Annotated in this window: 25 protein-coding genes, 1 tRNA gene and 2 pseudogenes; 24 read left to right on the top strand and 4 right to left on the bottom strand. The window is 62.6% G+C overall.

Annotation, left to right across the window (positions count from 1 at the left end; translation table 11 throughout):
* Window positions 1–23: 23 nt before the first annotated feature.
* The 3 genes from PFZ56_RS00400 to PFZ56_RS00410 all read left to right on the top strand — a co-directional run bounded on the left by PFZ56_RS00400 (window position 24) and on the right by PFZ56_RS00410 (window position 2,743).
* Entirely contained in the window at window positions 24–1,058 is a 1,035-nt protein-coding gene (locus PFZ56_RS00400; protein WP_170001513.1) for an extracellular solute-binding protein, read from the top strand.
* A 67-nt stretch (window positions 1,059–1,125) separates the two neighbouring features.
* Entirely contained in the window at window positions 1,126–2,589 is a 1,464-nt protein-coding gene (locus PFZ56_RS00405) for an amidase (protein ID WP_170001514.1), read from the top strand.
* Window positions 2,590–2,666: 77 nt separating this feature from the next.
* A tRNA-Met gene (locus PFZ56_RS00410) sits at window positions 2,667–2,743 on the top strand.
* A 156-nt stretch (window positions 2,744–2,899) separates the two neighbouring features.
* On the opposite strand, the gene PFZ56_RS00415 is transcribed toward PFZ56_RS00410, so the two are convergent.
* Window positions 2,900–3,835 carry a helix-turn-helix domain-containing protein gene (locus PFZ56_RS00415; RefSeq protein WP_102880933.1) on the bottom strand — a complete coding sequence of 312 codons (936 nt, stop codon included), beginning with the start codon at window positions 3,833–3,835 and terminating at the stop codon, window positions 2,900–2,902.
* Window positions 3,836–4,390: 555 nt separating this feature from the next.
* On the opposite strand from PFZ56_RS00415, the gene PFZ56_RS00420 reads away from it, so the two are divergent.
* The 8 genes and pseudogenes from PFZ56_RS00420 to PFZ56_RS00455 form a co-directional block, all read left to right on the top strand.
* Window positions 4,391–5,449: a phenylacetaldoxime dehydratase family protein gene (locus tag PFZ56_RS00420; protein WP_102880934.1), complete on the top strand. Its 1,059-nt coding sequence runs from the start codon at window positions 4,391–4,393 to the stop codon at window positions 5,447–5,449.
* A gap of 91 nt (window positions 5,450–5,540) precedes the next feature.
* On the top strand, window positions 5,541–6,407 hold the full coding sequence (locus PFZ56_RS00425) for a transporter (protein ID WP_170001515.1): 867 nt from the start codon (window positions 5,541–5,543) through the stop codon (window positions 6,405–6,407).
* A 191-nt stretch (window positions 6,408–6,598) separates the two neighbouring features.
* The gene (locus tag PFZ56_RS00430) at window positions 6,599–8,113 is read left to right on the top strand and encodes an amidase (RefSeq protein WP_102880936.1); all 1,515 of its coding nucleotides are present in this window, start codon (window positions 6,599–6,601) and stop codon (window positions 8,111–8,113) included.
* Window positions 8,114–8,189: 76 nt separating this feature from the next.
* Window positions 8,190–8,783 (top strand): nitrile hydratase subunit alpha, encoded by a 594-nt coding sequence (gene nthA / locus PFZ56_RS00435; protein WP_102880937.1) that lies wholly within the window; start codon window positions 8,190–8,192, stop codon window positions 8,781–8,783.
* A gap of 41 nt (window positions 8,784–8,824) precedes the next feature.
* Window positions 8,825–9,487, top strand: coding sequence for a nitrile hydratase subunit beta (gene nthB / locus PFZ56_RS00440; protein WP_102880938.1), 663 nt, complete (start codon window positions 8,825–8,827; stop codon window positions 9,485–9,487).
* Window positions 9,484–10,764 (top strand): GTP-binding protein, encoded by a 1,281-nt coding sequence (locus PFZ56_RS00445; RefSeq protein WP_170001516.1) that lies wholly within the window; start codon window positions 9,484–9,486, stop codon window positions 10,762–10,764. Before nthB ends, PFZ56_RS00445 begins: the two co-directional genes overlap by 4 nt.
* 332 nt (window positions 10,765–11,096) lie before the next feature.
* Window positions 11,097–11,726: pseudogene (locus PFZ56_RS00450) on the top strand (PAS domain-containing protein); the annotation flags it as partial.
* A 111-nt stretch (window positions 11,727–11,837) separates the two neighbouring features.
* A pseudogene (locus PFZ56_RS00455) lies at window positions 11,838–12,029 on the top strand (methyl-accepting chemotaxis protein); the annotation flags it as partial.
* 69 nt (window positions 12,030–12,098) lie between these two features.
* Here PFZ56_RS00455 and PFZ56_RS00460 read toward each other — a convergent pair.
* Window positions 12,099–13,067: a cytochrome-c peroxidase gene (locus PFZ56_RS00460; RefSeq protein ID WP_306383202.1), complete on the bottom strand. Its 969-nt coding sequence runs from the start codon at window positions 13,065–13,067 to the stop codon at window positions 12,099–12,101.
* Between the two features lie 271 nt (window positions 13,068–13,338).
* Here PFZ56_RS00460 and ggt point away from each other — a divergent pair, with 271 nt between their 5' ends.
* The 9 genes from ggt (at window position 13,339) to PFZ56_RS00505 (ending at window position 20,216) form a co-directional block, all read left to right on the top strand.
* Window positions 13,339–15,174: a gamma-glutamyltransferase gene (gene ggt / locus PFZ56_RS00465; RefSeq protein ID WP_170001517.1), complete on the top strand. Its 1,836-nt coding sequence runs from the start codon at window positions 13,339–13,341 to the stop codon at window positions 15,172–15,174.
* A gap of 154 nt (window positions 15,175–15,328) precedes the next feature.
* Entirely contained in the window at window positions 15,329–15,823 is a 495-nt protein-coding gene (locus PFZ56_RS00470) for a GNAT family N-acetyltransferase (RefSeq protein ID WP_102880943.1), read from the top strand.
* A 463-nt stretch (window positions 15,824–16,286) separates the two neighbouring features.
* Window positions 16,287–16,553 carry a DUF3077 domain-containing protein gene (locus PFZ56_RS00475; protein ID WP_170001518.1) on the top strand — a complete coding sequence of 89 codons (267 nt, stop codon included), beginning with the start codon at window positions 16,287–16,289 and terminating at the stop codon, window positions 16,551–16,553.
* A 115-nt stretch (window positions 16,554–16,668) separates the two neighbouring features.
* Complete coding sequence (locus PFZ56_RS00480; protein ID WP_170001519.1) at window positions 16,669–16,980, top strand: type II toxin-antitoxin system HigB family toxin; 312 nt, start codon at window positions 16,669–16,671, stop codon at window positions 16,978–16,980.
* On the top strand, window positions 16,977–17,348 hold the full coding sequence (locus PFZ56_RS00485; RefSeq protein ID WP_016967390.1) for a type II toxin-antitoxin system HigA family antitoxin: 372 nt from the start codon (window positions 16,977–16,979) through the stop codon (window positions 17,346–17,348). Before PFZ56_RS00480 ends, PFZ56_RS00485 begins: the two co-directional genes overlap by 4 nt.
* Before the next feature lie 78 nt (window positions 17,349–17,426).
* Window positions 17,427–18,239 (top strand): effector binding domain-containing protein, encoded by an 813-nt coding sequence (locus PFZ56_RS00490; protein WP_170001520.1) that lies wholly within the window; start codon window positions 17,427–17,429, stop codon window positions 18,237–18,239.
* A 133-nt stretch (window positions 18,240–18,372) separates the two neighbouring features.
* Complete coding sequence (locus tag PFZ56_RS00495) at window positions 18,373–19,089, top strand: polyphenol oxidase family protein (protein ID WP_102880948.1); 717 nt, start codon at window positions 18,373–18,375, stop codon at window positions 19,087–19,089.
* Window positions 19,086–19,574: an N-acetyltransferase gene (locus PFZ56_RS00500; protein WP_170001521.1), complete on the top strand. Its 489-nt coding sequence runs from the start codon at window positions 19,086–19,088 to the stop codon at window positions 19,572–19,574. Before PFZ56_RS00495 ends, PFZ56_RS00500 begins: the two co-directional genes overlap by 4 nt.
* A gap of 60 nt (window positions 19,575–19,634) precedes the next feature.
* On the top strand, window positions 19,635–20,216 hold the full coding sequence (locus PFZ56_RS00505; RefSeq protein WP_110596310.1) for a DUF4234 domain-containing protein: 582 nt from the start codon (window positions 19,635–19,637) through the stop codon (window positions 20,214–20,216).
* 19 nt (window positions 20,217–20,235) lie between these two features.
* Here PFZ56_RS00505 and ddlA read toward each other — a convergent pair whose 3' ends face one another.
* Window positions 20,236–21,330 (bottom strand): D-alanine--D-alanine ligase, encoded by a 1,095-nt coding sequence (ddlA, locus tag PFZ56_RS00510; protein ID WP_170001522.1) that lies wholly within the window; start codon window positions 21,328–21,330, stop codon window positions 20,236–20,238.
* A 45-nt stretch (window positions 21,331–21,375) separates the two neighbouring features.
* Window positions 21,376–21,855, bottom strand: a complete 480-nt coding sequence (locus tag PFZ56_RS00515; RefSeq protein WP_170001523.1) for a GNAT family N-acetyltransferase — start codon at window positions 21,853–21,855, stop codon at window positions 21,376–21,378.
* A gap of 196 nt (window positions 21,856–22,051) precedes the next feature.
* On the opposite strand from PFZ56_RS00515, the gene PFZ56_RS00520 reads away from it, so the two are divergent.
* The 4 genes from PFZ56_RS00520 (at window position 22,052) to PFZ56_RS00535 (ending at window position 26,437) form a co-directional block, all read left to right on the top strand.
* Window positions 22,052–22,861, top strand: coding sequence for an AraC family transcriptional regulator (locus PFZ56_RS00520; RefSeq protein ID WP_170001524.1), 810 nt, complete (start codon window positions 22,052–22,054; stop codon window positions 22,859–22,861).
* An 80-nt stretch (window positions 22,862–22,941) separates the two neighbouring features.
* Entirely contained in the window at window positions 22,942–23,328 is a 387-nt protein-coding gene (locus PFZ56_RS00525) for a cupin domain-containing protein (protein ID WP_102880955.1), read from the top strand.
* 257 nt (window positions 23,329–23,585) lie between these two features.
* The gene (locus tag PFZ56_RS00530; RefSeq protein ID WP_170001525.1) at window positions 23,586–24,200 is read left to right on the top strand and encodes a biliverdin-producing heme oxygenase; all 615 of its coding nucleotides are present in this window, start codon (window positions 23,586–23,588) and stop codon (window positions 24,198–24,200) included.
* Complete coding sequence (locus PFZ56_RS00535) at window positions 24,197–26,437, top strand: ATP-binding protein (protein ID WP_110652203.1); 2,241 nt, start codon at window positions 24,197–24,199, stop codon at window positions 26,435–26,437. Before PFZ56_RS00530 ends, PFZ56_RS00535 begins: the two co-directional genes overlap by 4 nt.
* Window positions 26,438–26,462 lie beyond the last annotated feature (25 nt).

A 26,462-nucleotide genomic window follows, 5' to 3' on the forward strand; every position in this document is an offset into this window, starting at 1 on the left:
TCCACTGACCTTGGGGAAATGCCATGAGCAAGTTGATCGCAAGTCTGGGAACCTCGCTGCTGCTGAGCCTGCCACTGGCGGTACAGGCCGCCGAGAAACTCAACGTCGTGAGCTGGAGCGGCTATTTTTCGCCGGAAATTCTCGCCAAGTTCCAGAAGCAGACCGGCATCGAGGTCACGGTGGACTCCTACGATTCCAACGAAACCCTGCTGGCCAAGCTGAAACAGGGCGGCACCGGTTATGACGTGGCAATCCCGTCCCACCAGTTCATTCCGATCCTGATCCAGGAGCAGTTGCTGGAACGCTTCGATCCGGCCCAGCAGCCCTACTACGCCGGCGTGGTCGACAACCTGAAAAAGCCCACCTGGGACCCTGAAGGCGCCTACTCGGTGCCCTTCATCTGGGGTACCACCAGCGTGGTGCTCAACGGCGAACGCTACACAGGCCCGAGCGACAGCTACAAGGTGCTCTACGAACCGCCTGCGGAGCTGCAGGGGCGGATCAACATGTTCGACTCGGTGAGCGAAGTGATCGACATGGCCAGCCTGTACCTGAACATTCCGCTGTGCAGCGAAGACCCCAAGCAGATGCAGCAGATCCTTGGCCTGCTCAAGGCACAGAAGCCCTTCGTCAAGACCTACAGCTCCAAGGCCGGGGCGATCCGCGAGAACCTGGCGGCCGGGGAAATCGACATGTCGATGTTCTGGGGCGGCTCGTCGATGCGTGCCCGGGAGATGAAGCCCGGCCTGAAGTACCTCTATCCCAAAGAAGGCGTGCTGGCCTGGGTGGACAACATGGTCATCCCCAAGGGCAGCAAGCACCCGGCGAACGCCAAGGCCTTCATTACCTTCCTCAGCCAGCCTGAGAACGCCGCCATGACCCAGAACTTCCTCAAGCACCAGAGCCCGATCAAGGGCGTCGAACCCTTCCTCGACGCCGGGTTGAAGGATGCCCCCGAGCTGCACATTCCCGAGGGCACCAAGGTGGTCTTCAGCCAGACCTGCGGCGAAGGCGCGATCCGCCTCGCCGACCGCCTGTGGACCAACCTGATGCGCTGAGCTGCGTTGACTTCTGCCGCCCCTGGATGCCGGGGCGTTTCTAAAGCCGTTTGAAAGGCCCCCTGCCATGAACGCCAATCCCCCCAGCGAACTGGTCCTGCTCCAGGCCCATGAACTCGCCGAGCGTATCCGCCTGCGTCAGGTTTCCTGTCGGGAAGTGATGCAGACCTACCTTGCCCACATCGAACGCTACAACCCCAAGGTCAATGCCCTGGTCAGCCTGCAACCGGCCGACAGCCTGCTGGCCCAGGCCGAGCAGCGCGACGCCGAACTGGCCCGTGGCGACTATCGCGGCTGGATGCACGGCCTACCCCACGCGATCAAGGACCTGTCCCTGACCCAGGGCATCCGCACCACCCTGGGTTCGCCGCTGTACCGGGACTTCATCCCCGAGCGCGACGGCATCATGGTGGAACGGATCAAGGCTGCCGGGGCGATCATTATCGGCAAGAGCAACACCCCGGAATTCGGCCTCGGCTCGCAGACCTACAACCCGCTGTTCGGCGCCACCGGCTGTGCCTATGACCCGAGCAAGACCGCTGGCGGCAGCAGTGGCGGCGCCGCCGCAGCCCTGGCCCTGCACCTGGTGCCGGTGGCCGACGGCAGCGACATGATGGGCTCGCTGCGCAACCCGGCGGCCTTCAACAACATCTTCGGCTTCCGCCCGTCCCAGGGCCGGGTGCCGTTCGACGACAGCAGCGACCTGTTCATCGACCAGCTCGGCTACGAAGGCCCCATGGCCCGCAGCGTGCGCGACGCGGCCCTGCTGCTGTCAGTACAGGCCGGCGGCGATGCACGGGCGCCGCTGTCCATCGCCGAATCCGGCCAGGGCTTCGCCGCGCCACTGGAGCGCGACTTCAAGGGCACGCGCCTGGGTTGGCTGGGGGACTTCAACGGTTACCTGCCGATGGAAAAGGGCCTGCTGCAACTCTGCGAAAAGGCCTTGGGCGATTTCCGCAGCCTGGGCTGCAGCGTCGAACCGGCCAGCCCGAACTTCGCCCCCGAGCGCCTGTGGAGCAGTTGGCGCACCCTACGCCACTGGATGGTCGCCGGGTCCCTGGGCAGCACCTATGCCGATCCACAGAAACGCACACTGCTCAAGGACGAGGCCATCTGGGAAGTGGAGAACGGCCTCAAGCTCTCCGCCAGTCAGGTATTCGAAGCCTCAGTGATCCGCAGCGACTGGTACCGCGCCATTTCAAAGCTGTTCGAGCGCTTCGACTACCTGCTGCTGCCCAGCGCCCAGGTCTTCCCCTTCGACAAGCACACCCCCTGGCCGCGCAGCATCGAAGGCGTGGCCATGGACACCTATCACCGCTGGATGGAGGTGGTGATTCCCGGCACCTTGTCCGGCTGTCCGGTGGCCAGTGTCCAGGCCGGCTTCAATGCCGAAGGCCTGCCCATGGGCTTGCAGATCATCGGCAAACACCAGGCCGACTTCGCCGTCCTGCAACTGGCCCACGCCTACGAACAGGCTAGCCGCTGGTTCCAGCGCTGCCCGTCGCCGCTGATTTCGGGGGGGAAGGGATAAACGGTTGATAGCGTAGATAATTTTTTTATAAAAACGCTTGACGCATTGTCGTTCTGCGCGAATAATGCGCGCCACTTGGCTACATAGCTCAGTTGGTTAGAGCATAGCATTCATAATGCTGGGGTCCGGGGTTCAAGTCCCTGTGTAGCCACCAAGTACCGATCCATAGATGTCTACAGCAGTCTATGAATCACCTCAAGAAGCCCGCCTAGTGCGGGCTTTCTTGTTTCTGGCTGTCTACCTCCCATCCCCTCGACTATGCGAATCAACTCGTCGCTGCGTCAGTCACACATCTGCTTCGCGAGCCGTCTCAATCTCGACGCAAGAGGGTATTGGGCGCAACGCCAAATCGTTTGCGAAATGCATGGCTGAAATGAGAGAAGTCAGAAAATCCGAAGTCCAGCGCGGCCTGGGACACACTGCGTACTTGCCCACGTTCAATCGCTTCACGGCTGGCATTCAGGCGCTCTTTCCAAATTTCCGCGACAGGGGTTTTCTGGTAGCGGGCGAAGGCGCGCGTGACGGTCCGGGTGGACACATTGTGGGCCTGCGCGATGAGTTCAATCGACAGGTCCGGATCGCTCAAGTGGCGCTGGATGTACTTCATGATGCGAGCGTAGAGGTCCAGCTCCTGATGAGTTGCATTCAGATCCTGGAGTTCCAGGCTCATCACCAACAGGTCAAGCAATACACTTGAACACCGATTAGAAACGCGCTCACCCTGCAGCGACGCCGGCGTGCTGGCCACCTGACGCAACATTTCACGGAGCGGGATAACGCCAGGGCGCCGGTCGTCGAGGACCATCGCAGTCTGTTCCGCAATACGCGGCAGAGGCTCGGTCAGCAAGGCTCGGGGAATGCGGATCAAGTGGTTTTCGGTACCACCCAGGCTGAATCGAAACGCTTGAGTTGCGTCATAAAGAAACAGATTGCCAGTGCTCAGGCTGGCTTTTCTTCCACCTTGTTCAATCTGGCCATGGCCATTTCGGGCGAACCCCAGCCATAAGTCCTCAGCCGGACCACTGCGCAGGTGCTGCTCGGAGCGCTCCCAGTAATGCAGTGGCGATGACAGGGAACAGACGTCCAGTTCGCCCAGGGTATTGATGCTAAGCGCACCATCGAAACTGCCCTGAGACAAGGGTTTGCTATCTGCCGCTAAGCAATGGCGACAGACCACTTCTTTCCAGTAATCAAAGCGACGCGGTGCCGGAACGGCAAGGGTCGAATACTGAGTGCTTGGATTCATGGCACGGACCTCGGTACAGCGGTGCAGTTAGAGCTCAAGAAGGTGTAAGCAATTCGCAACCCAAAGCAATTAGCAGGCCAAGCACAATGGCGCGCCCCCTTGAGGTCCAACCGCGGATGTCTCATCGAGGTGGCCTACCCATCCGCGAGTTTTCAAGCCCTGGTCCCGCCCATTTAGAGGCACAGAACGCCAACCGTCGGCAGCGGCGCACCAAGGCAGGTCATGGGTAGAGCGTCAGTCGCCACCCTGTCTTTTCCAACCAAACGATTGTCTCGGCGAACCAAGCGGTCCCTCACCGCCCAGCCTAATTTCCACCTCACAGCAGCTCATATCCCGCTGATGAGGCATGCCATGCATAGACCGTGTTCACAACGATTGGCTGATTGCTCCTGGCTTCTGCTGAGGCGCGACCTCATGCCTGAAGAGTCGGCTTATTGGTTGATTGAGTGGGGAGCCATGAAGCTGCTGCACCGACGACAGGCCGCCAAGCGCGGCCCGTCGCCGAAGCACTGACGCCAACCCGTAGGCCTGAACGAAAACAACCAGGAGCTCAAGATGGAATCCGCAATCGACAGACATCTCAAATGCCCACGCAGCCTGTCGCGCCGCGTGCCCGAAGACTACCAACCGCCCTTTGCGATGTGGGTGGCACGGGCCGACGAGCAGTTGCAACAAGTGGTGATGGCCTACCTCGGCGTGCAGTATCGAGGCCAGGCCCAGCGCGAAGCCGCACTGCAGGCCATGCGTCACATTGTCGGCAGCTTCAGCCTGGCCGATGGCCCGCAGCACCATGATTTGACCCACCACACCGACAGCAGCGGCTTTGAGAATTTGATCGTGGTCGGGTACTGGAAAGACCCTGCTGCGCACTGTCGCTGGTTGCGCTCGGCGCCGGTGAACGACTGGTGGGCGTCACCGGATCGCCTCAACGACGGCCTTGGCTATTTTCGGGAAATCAGCGCACCACGCGCCGAGCAGTTCGAGACGCTGTACGCCTTTCAGGACAACCTGCCCGGTGTCGGCGCGGTCATGGATGCAACCAGCGGGGAAATCGAAGAACACGGTTACTGGGGCTCGATGCGCGACCGCTTCCCGATCTCCCAAACGGACTGGATGAAACCTACCGGTGAACTGCAAGTGATCGCCGGCGACCCGGCCAAAGGCGGACGGGTGGTGGTCCTGGGGCATGACAACCTGACGCTGATTCGTTCGGGCCAGGACTGGGCGGATGCCGAGGCGGACGAACGCTCGCTCTACCTCGACGAAATTTTGCCCACCTTGCAAGACGGCATGGACTTCCTGCGCGACAACGGCCAACCGTTGGGCTGCTACAGCAACAGGTTCGTGCGCAACATCGACCTGGACGGCAACTTTCTCGACGTCAGCTACAACATCGGTCACTGGCGCTCGGTAGAAAAACTCGAACGCTGGGCTGAATCCCACCCGACTCACCTGCGCATTTTCGTGACGTTCTTCCGCGTGGCCGCAGGCCTGAAGAAGCTCAGGCTATATCACGAAGTGTCCGTGTCGGACGCCAAGAGCCAGGTATTCGAGTACATCAACTGTCACTCGCAGACCGGCCTGTTGCGCGACGCGCGTGCGCCGGGCACCTGAGCGCCAACGACGTTTAACCCCCTCCCCCCAACTCATGTCTACTCGCCACCCTTTCACGGGTGGCCGGGTCTGGCTGCGCGAGGAATAAACAATGAACAAGATCCGCCTGTTGCCCCTCTGCACCCTGTTACCGGCGCTACACGCGAGCGCCGGTGAAGTTGCGCCCGGCGATTATGAGCAATACCCGGCCGGCACCAACATCGGTGCGATTTATTACCAGCACGCCACCACAGACGCGGCTTATGCCAACGGACACAAGGTCAGCTCCGACTTCAAGGTGACCTCGGACGTCGGCATCCTGCGGCTGATCCATGTCTACGCGCTCAGCGACACCGTCACCATCGACCCGCAATTTCTTTTGCCTTTCGGCCACGTCTCCAGCGCGGCTGACGCCTCAACGCTGGGCAGCACCCGTGGCTTTGGCGACCTGATCCTCACCGCGCCGGTCAAGTGGCGGATCAACGAAGCCCGCGACACGCTCAGCATCGCCCCGTATCTGTACGTGCCTACGGGTACGTATGACAAGGACGATGCACTCAACATCGGAGAGAACCGCTGGAAATTCGAACTGCAGAGTGCCTACGTCAAACACTTCACAGAACAATGGGCCGTGGACCTGGTAGGCGGCGCCACCTGGTATGGAGACAACACTGATTACGCTGCCAATGCCGAGCGCATGAAGCAGGACGCCTCCTTTGCAGCACAGATCATGGGGCGTTACATGCCGAACGCCAGCACCGCGTTTGGCATCGGCTTCGGACGCACCTGGGGAGGTGAGACGAACATCGAACACGTCAATCAGGATAACGAGTTGGGCACCACCAACTTCCGCCTTACCGCCACCCAATTCGTCACCCCCAAGGACCAGATCCAACTGCAATTGGGCAAGGACCTCTCGGTGGACAACGGCACCCAGGAAGACTTGCGGGTAAACCTGCGTTACGCGCGGATTTTTTGAAGCAAGAGCCCATCGGACCGCCACCGCACACCACGGTGCGCCTGGATGCCGGGGTGTCCGGCTCAGCCAAGTCGATGTCTTTTTCAACCAAGCCTGCGCCAGCAGGCTCGGACTATCTTGAGCGCCAGGCCCCACTGATGTTGATCAGCACGCCGTGCTCTTCGGCCACTTACGATAAGGACAGCCCAACCATGGCAATCGTTCGTCCCACCCTCGAACAGCTATTGGACATCTCCAGCAACCTGCACATGCAGCTCAGTGCAGAGCAAGCCGGTGAATACCTGGCGCTTATGCAGTCAAGCTTCGACGCTTATGACCTGATAGACGAGCTGCCTGACTTCATCCCGCCGGTACGTTACGAACGCAGCTCGGGCTATCGCCCGTCCAGTGCACACAACCCGCTCAACGCCTGGTACTTCCGAACGCAAGTCAGCGGTGCTGGCGAAGGCAAACTGGCGGGCAAAACGGTCGCACTCAAGGACAACATTTCACTGGCTGGCGTCCCCATGATGAATGGCGCCAAACCCCTTGAGGGGTTCATTCCATCCTTCGATGCCACCGTGGTCACTCGACTGCTGGATGCCGGCGCAACCATCCTCGGCAAGGCAACGTGCGAGCACTACTGCCTGTCTGGCGGCAGTCACACCTCCGATCCCGCGCCGGTGCACAACCCCTATCGCCACGGGTTTGCCTCGGGTGGCTCGTCTTCCGGCAGCGCCGCACTGGTGGCCGCAGGCGAGGTCGACCTGGCCGTGGGCGGCGACCAGGGTGGGTCGATCCGGATTCCTTCCGCCTTCTGCGGCACTTACGGAATGAAGCCGACCCATGGGCTGGTGCCTTACACCGGAATCATGGCCATCGAGGCGACTATCGATCATGCCGGCCCCATCAGCGCAAGCGTGCGGGACAACGCGTTGATGCTGGAGGTCATGGCGGGAGCCGATGGGCTCGATCCGCGCCAAGCCGCGCCCCAGGTCGACGCTTACACCGATTACCTGGAACGCGGTGTGAGCGGGCTGAGGATCGGCATCCTGCGCGAAGGCTTTGAGCTGGCCAACCAGGACCCGCGCGTGGCCGCCTGTGTACGCAATGCCATCGCAGCGTTTTCGCGGCTGGGCGCGCACGTCGAAGAGGTGTCGGTGCCCGAACACAAGATTGCCGGTTCGCTGTGGCATCCCATCGGCTGTGAAGGCCTGACGATGCAGATGATGCACGGCAATGGGGCCGGCTTTAACTGGAAAGGGCTGTATGACCTCGGGCTGCTGGACAAGCAAGCCGGATGGCGCGAGCAGGCCAATGACCTCAGCGCCTCTCTCAAACTGTGCATGTTCGTCGGGCAATACGGCCTGGACCGCTACAACGGTCATTTCTATGCCAAGGCGCAAAACCTCAGGCGCCTGGCACGCAGCGCTTATGACGCGGCATTGAGCCGTTACGACCTGCTGGTGATGCCCACCGTCCCGATCATTGCCCAACCCCACCCGGAGCCGGGTTGCTCGATCACCGAGTACGTGGCCCGCGCGCTGGAAATGATCGGCAATGCCTCCGCCCAGGACATCACCGGCCATCCGGCCATGTCGATTCCCTGCGGCCTGGTAGAGGGTTTGCCTGTCGGGCTGATGCTGGTGGGCAAGCACTATGCAGAAGGCACGATTTACCAGGCTGCCGCGGCGTTCGAAGCGGCGGTCGACTGGAAAAACAATTAGCCGGTGCGTCCCACGCAGCGCCAAAAGAACAAGCCGCCAGGCGCTGCCCAGAAGCTCAATGATGAGGAGTCAACTGATGACCACAGATGCAAAAAACACATCAACCCCAGGCGAGCGAGCACAGGCGTTACTACAAGTGCTCAAGCAAAAGGACCTGATCCCCGACGGTTACATCGAGCACATGACACAACTGATGGCGCACGAATGGAGCCCACAGAACGGTGCTCGGGTGGTGGCCAAGGCCTGGGTCGACCCGCAGTTCCGCGAACTGCTGCTCAAGGACGGCACCGCTGCCTGCGCCCAATTTGGCTATACCGGCCCGCAGGGTGAATACATCGTTGCCCTGGAAGACACGCCCAGTGTGAAAAACGTGATTGTGTGCAGCCTGTGCTCCTGCACCAACTGGCCGGTCCTGGGCTTGCCGCCTGAGTGGTACAAGGGCTTCGAGTTCCGCGCCCGACTGGTTCGCGAAGGGCGCACCGTCCTGCGGGAACTGGGCACTGAGCTGCCGGACGAAGTCACCGTCAAGGTGTGGGACACCAGCGCCGAAAGTCGCTACCTGGTACTGCCTGTGCGGCCTCAGGGCAGCGAGTCCATGGATGAAGAGGCTCTTCGACAATTGATCACCAAGGATGTCCTTATCGGCGTGGCGCTACCGCGCGTGGCCTGACCGGGGCGCTGTCTTTCCTTCACTGTTCAGAGGTATTCACGATGGATGGCTTTCACGATCTCGGTGGGTTTCAAGGCTTTGGCAAAGTCCCGCACACCGTCAACAGCCTCAGCTACCAGCCTGTGTTCAAGCAAGACTGGGAGCACCTGGCCTACAGCTTGATGTTTATCGGTGCCGATCACTTGAAGAAGTTCAGCGTGGACGAAGTGCGCCACGCCGTCGAACGCCTGGATGTCCGCCAACATGTCGGCACCCAGTACTACGAACGCTACGTCATCGCGACCGCCACCCTGCTGGTGGAAACGGGCGTCATCACCCAGGCGGAGCTCGATCAGGCGCTGGGCTCTCACTTCAAGCTGGCGAACCCCGCGCATGCTCAGGGTCGCCCGGCGATCACCGGCCGGCCGCCCTTTGAAGTCGGCGACCGGGTTGTCGTGCGCGACGAGCATGTGGCCGGGCATATCCGCATGCCGGCCTACGTGCGCGGCAAAGAAGGCGTGGTCCTGCACCGGACCTCAGAAAAATGGCCGTTCCCGGACGCGATAGGTCATGGCGACTTGACCGCAGCCTATCAGCCGACCTACCACGTCGAGTTTCGCGTGAAAGACCTGTGGGGGGAGGCCGCCGATGATGGTTTCGTGGTGGTCGACCTGTTCGAAAGCTACCTGGACAAGGCCGCCAGCTCGCGAGCGGTGAACCTATGATTGACGGCGCCCAGGCGGGCCGACTGCCGGTGACCGTGCTTTCTGGCTTCCTCGGCGCCGGCAAGACCACCCTGCTCAACCATATCCTGCGCAATCGCGAAGGCCTGAGAGTGGCCGTCATCGTCAACGACATGAGCGAGGTCAACATCGATGCCGAAGAGGTGCAGCGCGACGTGATGCTGCACCGTGGTCGCGATGAGCTGATCGAAATGAGCAATGGCTGTATCTGCTGCACGCTGCGGGCCGACCTGCTCGAACAGATCAGCGCCCTGGCACGCCAGCAGCGCTTCGACTATCTGCTCATTGAGTCCACGGGGATCTCGGAGCCGATGCCGGTCGCCGAGACGTTCGCCTTCCTTGACGCCGAGGGCTTCAGCCTCAGCGAACTGGCGCGGCTCGACACCTTGGTCACGGTGGTCGACGGCAGTCGTTTTCAAGCGCTGCTGCAGTCACCGGACACCCTGCCCCACGACGATGCCCAGAACAACGCGCCCCAACGTCAGCTGGCAGACCTGCTGATCGAGCAGGTGGAATACGCCAACGTCATTCTGGTCAACAAACTCGATCTGATCGACGAGCCTGGCTACCAGGCGGTGCGCGCGATCCTCGCCGGCCTCAACCCCACCGCACGGATCATGCCGATGACCCAGGGCAACGTCGGCCTATCCAGCATCCTTGGCACGCACCTGTTTGATTTACCCAGCCTTGCCGCATCGCCGGGCTGGATGCGCAAGATGGAAGCCGAAGACGCACCGGCCTCCGAGTCGGACACCTATGGCGTGACATCCTGGGTGTACCGCGAGCGCGCGCCGTTTCACCCCCAGCGATTATTCGACTTTCTCCAGCAGCCCTGGCGCGACGGCCGCCTGTTGCGCTGCAAGGGTTACTTCTGGCTTGCCAGCCGACACCTGGAAACCGGCTTGCTGGTGCAAAGCGGCAAGCAGTTCCAGTGGGACTATGTCGGGCGCTGGTGGAACTTCATTGAGCAATCGCACTGGCCACGGGATGAATACCGCTTGCAGAGCATCATGGCCAAGTGGGACGGCATTGTCGGCGATTGCCGGCAGGAGTTGGTTTTCATTGGCCAGGATCTGGATACCGAGGCGTTACAGCGTGAACTCGACACCTGCTTGCTGAGTGCTCAGGAAATCGCCGCGGGCCCATCCACCTGGCAAACCCTGCCAGGGGCGACGGCGTTTGACGCCCATGCCTTGTCGACCCGCCAGACGCAATCCTTGCTGGCTGATCCATTGACCCCAGATAGAGGTATTGCATGAACTTTTTCAACCGAACCACCCGCTGGGTCTTGGCACCGCTCGCCGACAGGCTGGAACTGCCTGACCAGGACTGCACGCCGCTGTCGTCGAACAACCCGTTATTGCGCCGCATCCTGGCCGGGGTGGAACAACTGCTGCAGGAACGGCGAACCCTGAAGGACCAGGCACACGCCCTGAGCATGGACGTCGCCCGGTTGACTGAACAACTGGCCGAGCGCAACAGCCAGTGGCACCAAGCGCAAGCGTACTGGGCGCTGATCAGCCAAGGCGCAGGCGAGTGGTTTTGGACGCTGGAACTGGACGCCACCACCACCCCCACGCCGGAATGGGCCATGCACTGGACCGGGCCGGCATCGCTCCAGGTCCAGGGTGTCGATCAGCTGGGCGATTGGAGCGAACGACTGCACCCGGCTGACCAGCAACTGCATCTGGAGGCGCTCACCCGGCATCTGGCCGATCGCAGTGGGCGCACGCCGTTTACGCTGGACGCGCGGATGAAGCCGACCGCCGACGGCGACTATCGCTGGTGCCGAATCAGCGGGGTATCGCGGCGCGACGAGCAAGGCAAGGCGCTGGCCATCGGCGGCAGCGTTCGTGACATTCACGAACAGTATCTGCACAACCAGCAACTCGAACTGGCGGCCACCCGTTTCGACATTTCCCGGGAGATGCTGCACGACGGGCTCTGGGACATCGAGGTGGTAGCCGGCGACCCGGCGAACCCGAAAAACACCATTTGGTGGTCGTCGCAAATGCGTCGGCTATTGGGGTGCAACACGGTTGAGGAGTTTCCCAACACCCTGGAAAGCTGGACCTCACGCTTGCATCCCGACGATAGCGCACGGGCCATCGGTGCCTTTGTCGCCCACGTTAACGATCGCAGCGGCAAGACACCGTTCGATGTGGCCTATCGACTGAAACACAAAAATGGCACATACCGCTGGTTTCGCGGCCGCGGACAAACACGACGTGCGCAGGACGGCTCCCCGCAAAGAGTGGTGGGCGCCATCACCGATATCCATGCCCACCATGAAGAAAGCGCGATGCGCGAAGCTCAGGCGGAACAACATCGGGTGATGCAGGAAACCCTCAACAAACTGACGCAAATTGTCGCCACCATCCAGGGCATCGCCAGCCAGACCAACCTGTTGGCGTTGAACGCCGCCATCGAGGCAGCGCGCGCCGGCGAGGCCGGACGCGGCTTTGCGGTGGTCGCCGATGAAGTACGCAAGCTGGCCACCCGGACCAGCCAGGCGACCCAGCAAGCGGCAGAGATGATGGATAGCTAGCGGCACCCTCAGCGAACGGAGGGCGCACGCTGCGGTTCTTTTCGGTCAGTTGAACGGCTGCGGACGCGGTGTCTGCGCCGATGACGGCGGCAGCATCGGTAATTTGAAGTCCGGCTGATCGCCGGTCAGGGTTTCCAGGAAGGCCACGATCTGGCCGACTTCCTCAGTGCCCAGCTTGCGCCCCAGTTGCAGGCGGGCCATCACGTCCACCGCCTCTTCCAGCTTCCAGTAGGCACCATCGTGGAAGTAGGGATAGGTCAGCGCCACGTTGCGCAGGGTCGGCACCTTGAACAGCATGCGGTCGGCGTCCTTGCCGGTCAGCCCGGCTACGCCCTGGGCCGGGTTCTGGGTGACGTAGGGTTCGATCATGCCCATTTTCTGAAACGAGCCGCCGCCCACCGCCTCGCCGTTGTGGCAGGCCACGCAGCCGATGGACTTGAACAGTTGGTAGCCCTTGAGCGCAGTCGGGCTGATGGCCGCCTTGTCGCCCTTGAGCCAGCGGTCGAACGGCGCGTTGGGCGTCACCAGGGTGTCTTCGAAGGCGGCAATGGCGTTGGTGGCGTCTTCGAACCTGATCTCATCGTTGCCATACACACGCTTGAACGAAGCCCGGTACTGGGGAATGGAACGCAGTACGTCCACCGCCAGGTCATGGGTAAAACCCATCTCCCCCGGGTTGGTGATCGGGCCGCTGGCCTGCTCCTGCAGCGTCGCCGCACGGCCATCCCAGTACTGGGCAAAACTCAGCCCAGAGTTGAGCACCGTGGGCGAGTTGATCGGCCCCTGGTGCCAGTTGTGGCCGATGGAGGTGGGCAGGTTGTCGCTGCCGCCCATGCTCAGGTTGTGGCAGGAGTTGCAGGAAATGAAACCGGATTTGGACAAGCGCGGGTCGAAGAACAGCTGCTTGCCCAACTCCACCTTGGCCACATCGCTGATCTTCGCCGGCTGCACCGGCAGGATCGGCTCGCTCGGCGTCTCCCCCCGCGCCTCGCTCCCCAGCAGCAATCCGAACACAAGTAACCACTTACAACCGTGCATGGCGTCCTCTCATCAGGCTTATGGTTTGCTGCACCATGTGCCCAACCTCCCCCAGCCGCCCTGACTCAGATCAATCGGTGGCCGGGTGCACGCCTGCCTGCGACCCTATGTACAGGGCCGCTGTCTAGCGTCTTGCCACTGGCCCAGCGCACGGTCATGGCCACCTGCCGGCCCTGCTGGCGGCGCCACTGCTGTACATTCCCCTCCACGGACGACACCTCATTTCCCAGTGAACGGAGCTCAACGCGTGTTCTCGATCTTCCCTCCCCGTCACCCCCGACTCCTCAGCCTCGGCCTGCTGGCCGCCGCCCTCAGCCTCAGCGCCTGCAACAACCCGCCCTCTTCCACCGCCCTGCCTGCCGCTCCGGAAATCGCTTCGGGCTACCGCACCGACATGCAAACCCGGCATGCCGACAAACACATGGCGGCCGCCGCCAACCCGCTGGCCGCCGAGGCCGGGCGCGAGATGCTGCGCAAAGGTGGCTCGGCCATTGATGCGGCGATTGCCATGCAAGCGGTGCTGACCCTGGTAGAACCGCAGTCCTCGGGGATTGGCGGCGGCGCGATGATCGTGCTCTGGGACGGCAAGGCCGTGCGCACTTATGACGGTCGGGAAACCGCGCCGGCCGGCGCCACCGAGAAGCTCTTCCTGCAGGCGGACGGCAAGCCGATGCCCTTCCCTCAGGCGCAGATCGGTGGACGCTCGGTGGGCACCCCGGGCGTGCTGCGCGCCCTGGAAATGGCCCACCAGAAACACGGGCGCCTGCCTTGGGCGCAATTGTTCGAACCGGCGATCCGCCTGGCCGAGCAAGGCTTCGCCATCTCGCCACGGCTGCACAGCATGATCAGCGCCGACCCGTTCCTGGCGCGCTCGCCGGACATGGCCGCGTACTTCCTGAATGCCGACGGCACGCCGAAAGCCGTGGGCACCTTGCTGAAAAATCCACAGCTGGCCGCCGTGCTCAAACGCATCGCCCAGGAAGGCCCGGACGCCCTGTACACAGGCCCGGTGGCCGCGGAAATCGTCGCCAAGGTCCAGGGCCACGCCAACCCCGGCAGCCTGTCGCTCAACGACCTGCAAGGCTACCGCGCCAAGGAACGCGCGCCGCTGTGCAGCGACTACAAGCGCTGGCAGGTGTGCGGCATGCCGCCGCCTTCATCAGGCGGTGTGGCGGTGGCGCAGATCCTCGGCACCCTGCAGGCTCTGGAACAACGCGACCCGCGCTACACCCTGGCCAACCTCAAGCCGCAGAAAACCAACCTGCCCGCCGGCCTTGAGCCAGCACCGCAAGCGGTGCACCTGATCGCCGAAGCCGAGCGCCTGGCCTATGCCGACCGCGGCCTGTACGTGGCCGACAGCGACTTTGTGCCCGTGCCGGTGGCCGGCCTGATCGCCCCGAACTACCTGGCCCAGCGCGCTGCGCTGATTGGCGAACGCAGCCTGGGCAAGGCCGAACCGGGCAAGCCTCAGGGCATTCAGGTGGCCTATGCACCGGATCGCTCGCCGATGCGCATCTCCACCTCGCAAGTGGTGGCGGTGGATGACTTGGGCGGCGCGGTGTCCATGACCACCACGGTGGAAGCGGCCTTTGGTTCGCACCTGATGGTCCAGGGCTTCATGCTCAACAACCAGCTGACCGACTTCTCCTTCATCCCCGAGGAAAACGGCCAGAAGGTGGCCAACCGCGTCGAACCCGGCAAGCGCCCGCGCTCGTCCATGGCGCCGACCCTGGTCTTCGACCGCGCCAGCGGCGAACTGCTGGCCAGCGTCGGCTCCCCCGGCGGCTCGCAGATCATCGAGTACGTGGCCAAGTCGCTGGTGGGCATGCTCGACTGGAACCTCGACCCGCAAACCGCCGTCGGCCTGCCCAACTTCGGCAGCCGCAACGGCCCCACAGAACTGGAGAAGGGCCAGTTCAGCCCGGCGCTGAAACAGGCGCTGAGAGCCCAGGGTCATGAACTGAACGAGATCGACATGACCAGCGGCACCCAAGCCATCGTTCGCGTGCGTGATGCACAGGGCAAGGCGTCCTGGGCCGGCGGCGCCGATCCACGGCGCGAAGGGGAAGCGCTGGGGGATTGAAGGCCCTGCGCTGAACCCGAGGGCCGGCCGTGAGGCTGGCCCTTTTTTGTGGGCGGGGGCCCAGGGCACTGTATGCAAGATTTTGCGGCGCTCTGTGTCTGACCCGGCCTGTGGATCTGCCCTAGCATCGTCCCTGCCCACCGAGGAACCGACGATGAACAAGATTGCAGCCGACCTTGATATTCCGGGCCTGAGCCCACGACGCCTGACGCCCCAGGACCTTGAATTGATCTGCCGCCATCGCCAGGCGATGTTTCTCGATGCGGGTAAGGACCTCTCCGCCTTGCAGGTGATGACCGAGCACTTTCACCCCTGGTTGCGCGAACGCCTCGAGGACGGCCGCTACTACGGCTTCGCCCTGATGGACGCCGAGCAGAGCGTGGCCAGCATCGGCCTGATGAGCATCGACTGGCCGCCCCACCCTTCCCATCCAACCCAGGATCAGCGCGGCTACGTGCTCAACGTCTACGTCGAACCGGCCTACCGGCGCCGCGGCCTGGCGTCGGCGCTGATGAAACTGGCAGAGGCCGAGTTCAGCCAGCGCGGGCTGGGCTTTGCCGTGCTGCATGCGACCGAGGCCGGCAAGCCCCTGTATCAGGGGCTGGGTTGGGCCGCGACCAGTGAGATGGCGAAACAGGGCTTTCTGTAGCCGCTGCCGCAGGCTGCGACAAGGACCGAAGGGCCTTCGGCGCCTGGGAGATCGCTGCGACCGTTCCGGTCGTTCGCAGCCTGCGGCAGCGGCTACAGGGTTGGTTCACAAAATGTCGCAGTAATGCCGTTGCGACGCCCCCTACTCCAACCTATGGTTCGACCGTCGCTGCAAAATCAGCGAACAGGCTTGGCGGCCTGATAGAATCGAGGCGCAACAGCGCCCCACCCACATGCGGGCGCTTTTTTTGCGCCCGCATACCTGCGTTATGGCGGGTTGCGTGGGAGAACCTTCGGGTTCGCCGGTTCCTTGATTCCCGGTCCGCCAATCCTGCGCAATCCGCCACCCTGATCTGCTTGGCGGCAGACGGTGACGGTCCTTCGAATCAAGGAGTCGTGACCATGAACTGCTTCTGCAATCTGTTTCTCCATTACCTCCCGTCACAAAAAGCCGGAGGTGCCCGATGACCACTCAATCGCCTCTGACCACCCTCGGTGAAATCCGCTTTTCCCAGTGCGGCGAACACCCGCATCCGCTGTTTCGGGTGAATGCCGACGTGCCGATCAGCGATGCCCTGGAACACGCCTCGGCGCTGTTGCATCTGGCAAAGCAATTCACCCTGGAGGCCGCCATGGAGCCCCGGTGCGACCACTATGCTTGGGCGGCACACTACCTGGCAGAGATGGGCAAGGCACTGATGGACGACGTGCACGCCACGCTCTCTGCATGACCTGATCGTCCCTGAGCCGACGTTGCCTGCGCGGGCAGATCCAGCGATCTGCCCGTACATCGCTTGACGCACTCAGCGACTTGTTTAAGTCCCAGGACGGGACTAGGATCGCGCCATGAGAATTATTGCAGTCAGTCAGTTGAAGGCCTTCTGGGCAAAGCACCCGGACGCAGAACAGCCTCTGCTGGCCTGGATCGATGAAGCAAGGAATGCCGAGTGGTCCAACCCTGCGCAGATCAAGGACCAGTATCGCAACGCGAGCATTCTCAAAAGCCGCAGGGTGGTCTTCAACATCAAGGGCAACGAGTATCTACTGATCGTTGCCGTGGCCTACCGCTTTGGTGCGCTGTACATCAAGTTCGTGGGCACTCACCAACAGTACGACGCCATTGATGCCGACAGCGTAGACATGGAGCAACCCGCATGAACATCCGCCCTATCCACACCGACCAGGATTACCGCGCCGCGCTCAAAAGCGTCTCGCCCCTGTTCGACAACGAACCGCAGCCCGGGACGCCTGAAGGCGATTACTTCGATGTGATGATCACCCTGATCGAGGCATACGAAGCCAGGCAGTTTCCCCTGGACCTGCCCAACCCGATCGAGGCGATCAAGTTCCGCATGGAGCAATCCGGCTTGTCCGCCGCCGACCTGGCGCCGGCCATCGGCCGCACCAATCGCGTCTACGAAGTGCTCAACGGCAAGCGCGCGCTGACCCTGCCGATGATCTGGAAACTGCACCAGCTGTTCGGCATCCCGGCCGAAAGCCTGATCAAGCCGAGCAAATCGTCCTGAGCCACGCTGCCGGGCTTGAGCTTGCCCTTGGGTAAAGGCTCAACCTGCCTGGCAGCCCAACCACACTAAGGACGCTCCATGCTCACCATCGGCCAAATGGCTCGCTGCCACAGCCTCACCACCAAGACCCTGCGCCATTACGACAGCATCGGCCTGTTCACCCCGGCCCTCACCGGCCGTGACAACGGCTATCGCTACTACAGCCCGGAACAGATCGTGACCCTGGGCCGCATCGTCTGGCTGCGGCAACTGGGCATGTCCCTGGAAGACATCCGCACGCTGGCGGACCAGGGCGGCCTGGACAGCGTGTTGCACATGCAGCAATCACTGCAGGACCACGCCCGGCAGCTGGAAAGCGAGATTGCCCGCAGCCAGAAGGTGCTCGGTCATCTGCAGCGCTATCTGGCGCAGCCGCAACGCCAGATTCCTGCGCCGCAAACGCCGGAAAAAGTGCTCCTGGCGCCGCTGCGGATCATCGGCATGGCCTGGCAGCAGGATGATCCCGGCTCCATCGCCGAACTCTGGCAGCGCTTCGAACCCCGGGAGCAGGAGATCCAGCGACTGGCCGACCCCGTTGGCACTTACGGTATCTGCCAACCTCTGGAGGACGGCCATTGGCGCTACATCGCCGGCTTGCCGGTGGCGGCCGACGCGCCCTTGGTGCCGGGCATGGTGGAACTGGAAATCCCCGGCCGCCACTACGCCAGGGTCGAGCATCACGGCACGGTGCAAACCCTGCCGGAAACCTTCCGCGCCGCCTACAGCGAATGGCTGCCCGCGGCCGGGCTGCTGCCCATCGAAGCCCTGGAGTTCGAGTACAGCGGCGAACGCTTTCTGGGCCCCATGAATCCCCACAGCGTGGTGGAGTTGTATATCCCGTTGAACGCCTGAAACGCCCGGCAGACGGGCCCGTACTGGGAAGACCGCTGGTCTGGGAGCCTGTCCGGGCCAGCCGTTGTCAGCAAAAGTACCGCGGATGCCGTTATGCTCTGCAACCATTCCCAGGTAACCGAGCGAAGGCCCGATGAGTTTCCAGGCAGGTGTGTTGCAGCAGATAACCGGCATCCGTCATGACTTTTCCAACGTGGGCGCTGCCCTGCCAGCCAATCTGTTCTTCTGCTCCCAGGTCCACAGCGGCGAAGTGGTGGAAGCCAGTACCACCCTGCCCAGCGGCATCATTCGTGGCGACGCGGTACTGACCCGCTCGGCCCGGCCGATTGCGGTGGTCACCGCCGATTGCCTGCCGATGTTGATCAGCAGCCACGACGGCGCCTGGGTAGCAGCGGTGCATGGCGGCTGGAAAGGCCTGCACGGCGGGATCATTGCCCATGTGCTGGAGCACTTCGCCGCTCGGGGCATCAGCGTACATCAGTTGCGCGTGGCCATTGGCCCGTCGATCAAGCCTTGCTGCTATGAAGTCAGTGCGGATTTCGTCAACCACTTGTCTGCCAGCCAAAGCCATCTGTGGCCCGCAGCTCAGGCCCCCTGGAGCCGTCAGCAACCGGCCCCCTTGCTGCCGCCCGAGATCACCCCGCCGCAACCGACCCAGGAAGGCTCGCTGTGGTTCGACCTGAGCCGCTATGCCCTGTACTTGCTGCGTGCGGCCGGGATGAGTGATGAACAGGTCGAGTTCAGCCCACTGTGCACCTACTGCTCGACCCCGAAGCTGGCCAGCTACCGGCGCCGGGGCCATCGCGGTGACGAGAAGGCCTTTCAATACTCCTGGATAGCCCGCACATGAGCCCGGTGCTTGCATTGCAAGCCACCACCGCAAACGATCTGGAAACCCTAGTCAACATGCGTATAACGGCGATGCGCGACAGCCTGGAACGCATCGGACGCTTCGACCCGCAGCGCGCCCGAGAACGCTTTGTGGCAAGTTTTGCTTGCGAACGATGCCAATTCATCTGTCTCAATGGACAGCATGTAGGCTTCATTCAGAGCCAAGCCTATAGCGATCATTTGCTTTTGCAGCACCTGTACGTCATGCCTGATTTTCAGGGGCAGGGCATCGGCGAGAAGGCCTTGAAACCGCTGATTGATCGATCAACCCTGGAACAGGTGCCAATCCGCCTGGATGCCCTGCGTGGCAGTGACTCGAATCGTTTTTATCGACGCCTGGGTTTTGTTCAGGTCAGTGAAAGCGAATGGGATATTCATTACCTTCGCCCGGCAGATCCGCTGCGTCGTGAGTCATCCCGCGCAGACCTGCCTGAATGCCAGTAGGCGTCCCACCCCAAGCGGCGCTAACGTTGCCGCTTCTTCAGACCCAACCAAGGAGTGCCCGTGTCTGACAACCTCTATGCCCCGCCCAAGGCGGAACTGGTCGCGCCGTCCCCCCAAGCGCAGCTGCAACCGTTCTATGTGGTGTCCCGGGCCAAGTTCATCACCCTGTACATCGTCACTTTCGGCATCTACCAGCTGTATTGGGCCTACAAGCACTGGCATCAATTCAGGCATGCCAGCGGCCAGGAGCTGTGGCCCGTGGCCCGGGCGTTTTTTGCGATTTTCTTCACCCACGCGCTGTACCGCGAAGCCGATGCACAGCTCAAGCGCGACGGCCGCAGCCATGACTGGCGGCCCGGTGAACTGGCAACCCTGTTTGTGGTGGGGCTGATCGTCAACAACGTGGTGGATGCCCTGTCACGCAAGAACATCGGCTACCCGGTGACCGACATCGCCAGCCTGGCGCTGCTGCCAGTGCTGGCATGGGTCACCTGGCTGGGCCAGCGGGGTCTGAATGCTGCTGCGGGTGATCCCGAGGGTCGCAGCAACGCCCGCTTCACCCCCGTCAACTACGTGTTCATCGTGCTTGGGGCGCTGTTGCTGGCGCTGGCCTGCATCGGGCTGATGCTACCGCCGGAATGAGCCCGGAAGGAGGCTCGCCTTAGCGGGTGATTTTCAAGGTTTGGCGCTCGCCGTGACGCTCCAGGGCCAGCTCGATCAGCCGGCTGACCAGCTCGCTGTAGCTCATGCCGGCGGCCTGCCATAGTTTGGGGTACATGCTGATACGCGTGAACCCTGGCAGGGAGTTGATTTCATTGATCAGCACTTCGCCACTGTCAGTGAGGAACACATCGACCCGGGCCAGCCCGGAGCAACCCAGTACCTGGAATGCCTCGATGGCCAGGGCCTGAATCCGCTCGCTATCAGCCGGACTGATCGCCGCCGGTACCACCACCTGAGCCGCCTGTTCGTCGATGTACTTGCTGTCGTAGGAATAGAAGCCCTGGCTGACCAAGATCTCGCCACAGCCACTGGCAAGCGGCTGGTCATTGCCCAGCACCGCGCATTCGATTTCCCGCCCCCGCACTGCCGACTCCACCAGCACCTTGTGGTCAAAGCTCAGGGCCAGTTCCACGGCAGCCAGATAATCGGCTTCGCTTTCGACCTTGCTCACCCCCACCGACGAGCCCTGGTTCGCCGGTTTGACGAACAGCGGCAAGCCGAGTTTCTCCCGGGCCTGGGCAAAACCGTAGCGACCACGAGTGGCACGGGTCAGGGTGATAAACGGCGTCACCGCCAGCCCGGCATCGCGCAGCAAGCGCTTGCTGATGTCCTTGTCCATGCATACCGCCGAGCCCAGTACATCGGAGCCGACAAAGGGCAGGTCGGCCATGCGCAACAAGCCCTGCAGGCAGCCATCTTCCCCCAGGGTGCCGTGGACGATAGGGAAGATCACATCGACATGGCCCAGCAGTTCCTGGCTGGAGGTTTCCACCAGTTGCTGACTGGCCTTGCCCGGTACCACCGCCAGTTCGCGGTTGGACTGGTTGAGGGCAATCAGCGCCGGGTTTTCCTGGTTGATCAGAAAGTTCGAGGTGTCATTGAGGTGCCAGTGGCCCTGCTTGTCGATACCGATCAGCACCGGCTCGAAGCGCGAACGATCCAGGGCATCGACGATGTTGCGCGCCGACTGCAACGACACTTCGTGTTCGGCCGAACGGCCACCAAAAATAATTCCGACCCGCAACTTGCTCATGAATGGTTCCCGTTAAAAAAATGATCGCTGACGCTTCTCTTGGTTTCAGCTGGGGCTGCAGCGCAAATGGATCAACGCCACCCGCTCCTGCTCCTTGTTCTTGCGCTCTTCGATGGCGAACGGCACAAAACCCAGCTTCGGATAGAACAGCAACCCCGCCACATTGCTGTTGAAGCAGGACAGCGTCACCTCGCTGGCCTGGTGCTTGCTGCGAGCGATATGGATCATCTGCCCGATCAGTTGCGCTCCCAGGCCCGCGCCGCGCACCTCTGGGTCGACGATGACATTGCCGATGGTGCAGGTGCCGCCACTGGCCCAGCGATAGAAGTTGGCAAAGCCCACTACCTGCCCATCCAACTCGATCACTGTCGAGTCGCTGCGCTGGGCGATGGAGTCGCGCAGCTGTTTGTGGGTCAGCGGCCAGGTGGCAGCGGGAAAAAAGAAATACAACTCTTGGGGACTGCCCACGAAACTGCAGATCCGCGCAATGTCGGCGTCCGCTACCGGGCGAAAAACAACAGCCATGTTCAGTCTCCTGATACGGGGACATAACGTCCGTGTTGAGGGGCAATCGTGCCTGCAGATTAGTCACCAGCCACCGGGGCAATAGCAAGAGGCAGTTGCAGCACAGAGGCATGCGTTATCGGCTCAGGCCTTGCAGACAAACTCCAAGCCCCTGAGTTAATGTGCGGCTCTTGCGATTGCTCACCAGGACCGTCCAATGGCCAAACCCACCGCTGTCACCGACTGGGTTCACCGCGCGCCGCCCGCCCGGGGCCTGGAGCGCATCGAGGCGTATTTCGCCGGCCATGGTTATGACATGCACCGCCACGACACCTACGCTATCGGCCGCACCCTGCGCGGGGTGCAGAGCTTCCAGTACCGCGGCGGCTGGCGCCATAGCCTGCCTGGGGCCACCATGGTCCTGCACCCCGACGAGCCCCATGACGGCGAAGCCGGCACCCACGACGGTTTTCACTACCGCATGCTGTATGTCGAGCCGGCGCTGATCCAGCAGATCCTCCGCGGCCAGCCACTGCCCTTCATTGCCGGCGGCCTGTCCAATGACCCGCGGCTGTTCGCCGCCACCGAGACCCTGCTGCGCAGCGTCGACGGCCCCCTCGATCCGCTGGAACAGGAAGACGCGCTGTTCGACCTGGCCCACGCCTTGAACAGCGTGTCCGGAGTCCCGCGGTCCCGCCAGCGCTTCGACTACGTAGCGGCAGAACGCGCCCGAGAGTACATCCACAGCGCCCTGGACCGGACCCTCACCCTGGACGAGTTGGCAGCCCATAGCGAACGCGACCGCTGGAGCCTGTCCCGGGACTTTCGCCTGCTGTTCGGCACCAGCCCCTATCGCTACCTGAGCATGCGCCGCCTGGACCTGGTCCGCGCCCTGCTGGTGCAGGGCCAGTCCCTGGCCAATGCGGCGCTGATGGCGGGTTTCTCCGACCAGAGCCACATGACCCGACAGTTTCGCCAGACCTACGGCCTGCCTCCCGCTCGCTGGCTGAAGATGCTCGGCCGCTGAGCCACACACGATCGTTCAAGAAGCCGGCGCCCCTGCCTGTTTACCCTCAGTGTTCATTCATCACTGAGGTGGACCGCAACATGCAAAACCCTGCCCCGCAAGACGCCTACCAAAGCATCAACTTCGCCAACAAACTCGGCCTGTTCAGCGAACACTGGACCCCCAAGGTGATCGCCGAGATGAATGACTACCAGTTCAAGATCTCCAAGCTGCAAGGGGAATTCGTCTGGCACAGCCACGCCGACACCGACGAAACCTTCATCGTGCTCGACGGCCTGCTGCACATCGACTTCCGTGACGGCCAGGTGTCCATCGCCAGCGGCGAGATGTTCGTGGTGCCCAAGGGCGTCGAACACAAGCCCTGGGCCGAGCAGGAGGTCAAACTGCTGTTGATCGAGCCCAAGGGCGTGCTCAACACCGGCGATCAAGGCGGCGAACGTACGGCACAGAACGACGTCTGGATCTGACCCCGGCCCGAATCTGCAAAGTGGAAAAGGGAATTTCCACCGCACCGGCGGGGTCAGACGCTTTGACACGCCACTCAATCAACGCTGCTGACCGACCGACGGTGTGACAAAACCCCTACGTCGAGGGAAAAAGCACGGGTAAAGTGACGCGCCGATTTTTTCTGTGCGATGGCTCTATCGCGGGGATGCCAGCCTGGTCCCGGCTTTTGATGACGCCCATGGCGCGTCCACTACCTGTTGCGACCCCTGATCCCTGCATGCCGACACCGCACCAAGCCAGCACCACGCCCACCCTGCTTCAAGACCTGCGCACCGGCACCGCGACCTTGCACGTTGCCCTGGAGAAACGCCTGCCGTTCTTCTGTGAGCGGCTTGATGCGCCCTGGTATCGACGCCTGATCCAGGCCTATTACGGCTTCTATCAGCCCCTGGAAGCGGCCCTGCAGAACTGCGGCCTGATCCCTGCGGGCTATGACCTGAGCCAACGCCTGAAGACCCCGACCCTGTTCGGGGATCTGCGTGCCCTGGGCTTGGATGTCGCCAGCATCGAGGCCCTGCCCCGCTGTGAGCAACTGCCGCCTCTGCACAGCGCCGGAGCCTGCCTGGGCACCCTCTACGTACTGGAAGGCGCGACCCTGGGCGGACAGATTCTGCGCCGGGAAATGGCCCGGCGCCTGGATCTCGATGCCGACAACGGCGGCGCCTTTCTCGACGTCTATGGCACTGCCACCGGGCGGCGCTGGAAGGACTTTCTCGACTACCTGGAGCGCATGCCCGAAGACCCGAGCACACGCCGACACCTGGTCAGCGCCGCGCAATCCACATTTGCCTGTTTCGAACGCTGGCTCGACCGCCGCGAGGTGCTGCTATGACCCCCCAAGATTCCCAAACCTTCGAACAGTTGCTGGCCAATTGCGCCAACGAACCCATCCACTCCCCGGGAGCGATCCAGCCCCACGGTGTGTTGCTGACCCTGTGCGAACCGCAACTGCGCATCCAGCAGATCAGTGCCAACGTCGAGACCCTACTGGGCCCGCCCGCCGATTCGCTGCTGGGTCACCCCCTGGAGCAGTTGCTGGGAGAAACAGACGCTCAACGCATCCGTGAAGTGCTGCAACAGGATCAGCTGTTCGATGCCCCGCCGCTGCACCTGTCACTCAACGGAACACCTTTCGAAGCCCTGCTGCATCGCCATCAAGGGGTGCTGATGCTGGAGCTGGAAATCCAGCCCGATCAGCCGCAGCACCAGCACCTCAAGCAACAGACCGAGAATCTCGGGCGCCTGCTGCGGCGCCTGCAAGCGGCCAGGACCCTGCACGAGCTGTATGCCATCAGCGTCGCAGAGATCCAGGCCATGACCGGCTACGACCGGGTGCTGATCTACCGCTTCGAAGAGGAAGGCCACGGCCAGGTGATCGCCGAAGCCACCCGCCCCGACATGGAGGTGTTCAACGGCCTGTTCTTCCCCGCCTCGGACATTCCCCAGCAGGCCCGCGAGCTGTATCGCAGCAACTGGCTGCGGATCATTCCTAACGCCGACTACCAGCCGGTGCCGCTGCTGCCGACCCTGCGCCCGGACACCCAGCAGCCCCTGGACCTGAGTTTCGCCACCCTGCGCAGCGTGTCGCCGATTCACTGCCAGTACATGAAGAACATGGGCGTGCTGTCGTCCATGAGTATTTCCCTGCTCAAGGACGATCAGCTCTGGGGCCTGATCAGCTGCGGCAACCGCCAGCCGCTGCTGGTGCCCCACGAACTGCGCATTGCCTGCCAGACCATTGGCCAGGTGCTGTCGTTGCAGATCAGCGCCATGCAAGCCCTGGACCTGAGCCGCCAGCGGGAAGAGAAACTCACCGCCCTGGCCAGCCTCGACCAGGCCATGCGCGACGCCTGCGGCAGTGTTTTCGACGGCTTGACCCAGGCGCCGCAGGTGCTGCTGGACCTGACGCAAGCCGGCGGTGTGGCAATCATCGAGGACAAACAGTTGCACTGCTTCGGCCAGTGCCCGCCCCAGGACGAAATCCGCGCGCTGCATCGCTGGCTGCAAGGCACGGGGGAAGCGGTGTTTGCCAGTCATCACCTGGCCAGCGTGTACCCGCCGGCGGCGAGTTATCAACAGGTCGCCAGCGGCGTCCTGGCCATGAGTCTGCCCAAACCTGTGGATAACGGCGTGCTGTGGTTCCGCCCCGAAGTGAAGGAAAACATCCACTGGAGCGGCAACCCGCAAAAACCCCTGGACCTGGAAAACTCCGACGCCGGCCTGCGCCTGCGACCGCGTACCTCGTTCGAGATCTGGAAGGTGGAAATGGCCGGGATCTCCAGCAAGTGGAGCCACGGCGACCGCTTCGCCGCCAATGACCTGCGGCGCTCGGCCCTGGAACACGACCTGGCGCGCCAGGTCCTACGTGAACAACAGGCCGTGCGCGCCCGGGACGAGCTGGTGGCGGTGGTGTCCCACGACCTGCGCAACCCGATGACCGTGATTTCCATGCTCTGCGGCATGCTGCAAAAAGCCTTCAGCTCTGACGGCCCGCATACGTCACGACGCATTTCCTCGGCCATCGACACCATGCAACAGGCCGCCAGCCGCATGAACAACCTGCTGGAGGACTTGCTCGACACCTCGAAGATCGAAGCCGGGCGCTACAGCATCGCGCCACAGCCGCTGGAGGTGAGCCAGATCTTTGAAGAGGCCTATTCGCTGCTGGCCCCCCTGGCCCTGGACAAGGCCATCGACATCAGCTTCCACGCCGAGCCCGAGCTGACCATCAATGCCGATCCCGAGCGGTTGTTCCAGGTGTTGTCGAACCTGGTGGGCAACGCCATCAAGTTCACCCCCAAGCAAGGCAAGGTCGGGGTGGTGGCGATGTCCGACGGCGAGCAGATCGTCTTCAGCGTCCGCGACACCGGGGAAGGCATTCCCGCCGACCAGCTGCCGTTCATCTTCGATCGCTACTGGACCCTGAAGGAAGGCAACCCCAACGGCACCGGCCTGGGGTTGTACATCACCCAGGGCATCATCCAGGCCCACGGCGGCAAGATCGAGGCCCACAGCGAACCGGGCAAGGGCAGCGAGTTCCGCTTCAGCGTGCCCCGCGCCAGCCTCTGATCCAGGCACCGGGGCTGGCACACCG

This window comes from Pseudomonas danubii, assembly GCF_042980055.1.
GTDB lineage: Bacteria > Pseudomonadota > Gammaproteobacteria > Pseudomonadales > Pseudomonadaceae > Aquipseudomonas > Aquipseudomonas danubii.